Genomic DNA, 1,054 nt, shown 5'->3' with positions numbered 1-1,054 from the left:
GTATTCTGCTTCACCCGGCACATTCATCTCTCTCCAACGTGCGCCTGTTGAAAGGATGACTGTTTTAGATTCAAGCTTCGCACCATTTTCTAAAGTGACTTCAACCAAACCATTCGCTGTCTCATCTGCACCTTTGATGTTAGAAACACGTTGTAAGTTCATGATGTCCACACCGTACTCACGTACATGTGCTTCCATTTCAGCAGCAAACTTTGGCCCTTGGGTCTTTTGAATGGAGGTATAGTTTTCAATGTCCATGGTATCCATGACTTGACCACCCATACGTTCAGCCACGATTCCGGTTTTAATACCTTTACGCGCTGCATAAATGGCTGAGGTATTTCCTGCAGGACCACCACCAATCACGAGAACATCAAAAGCATCTTTGGCATTAAGTTTTTCAGCTTCTTTGGCTGCTGAATTGGTATCCAGTTTGGCAATAATCTCTTCCAAAGTCATACGACCTTGACCGATATGGTTGTTGTCTTGGAACACCATTGGTACAGCCATGATTTTGCGCTCTTCAACTTCGTCTTGGAAGAATGCACCATCAATCATGGTGGCTGTCGTACCTGGATTGTAAATGGCAATCAGGTTCAACGCTTGCACCACGTCTGGACAGTTATGACAACTTAAAGAGACAAATACGTCAAAGTTAGACTGGATGCCCAAAGTTTTGATTGAAGCCAAAACTTCATCCGATACTTTGGGTGCGTAACCTGAGGTTTGTAACAATGCCAAAATCAAAGAGGTAAACTCATGCCCCATTGGTAGGCCTGCAAAGAAGACTCGCGGCTCTTCGCCTGCTTTTGCTACACCAAAGCTCGGTGCACGTGAGTTTTGACCATCAAAACGTGCAGTCACCAGTGGAGACAGTGCTGCAACCTCTTCAACCAATTCTTTGATTTTGTCTGATTTCTCAGAACCGTTCAAAGTCGCAACCAATTCAATCGGACCTTCAAGGCGTTCAAGAAGCGTTTTTAATTGAGCTGAAGTATTTTGATCTAACATGGTTAAGCTCTCCAAAGCAGTCTGTAAAATTATTTGATAAAAG

General features: G+C 43.6%; 1 protein-coding gene. It reads right to left on the bottom strand.

What is annotated here, in order from left to right; translation table 11 throughout:
- Positions 1 to 1,011: FAD-dependent oxidoreductase (locus ACE01U_RS16995; RefSeq protein ID WP_395580015.1), on the bottom strand; the 1,011-nt coding region annotated here is incomplete at its 3' end.
- Between the last annotated feature and the right edge of the window lie 43 nt (positions 1,012 to 1,054).

It is taken from the genome of Acinetobacter halobius (assembly GCF_044130335.1).
In the GTDB taxonomy this organism is placed as follows: Bacteria; Pseudomonadota; Gammaproteobacteria; order Pseudomonadales; family Moraxellaceae; genus Acinetobacter.
This window is presented reverse-complemented; position numbering and strand designations above follow the sequence as displayed.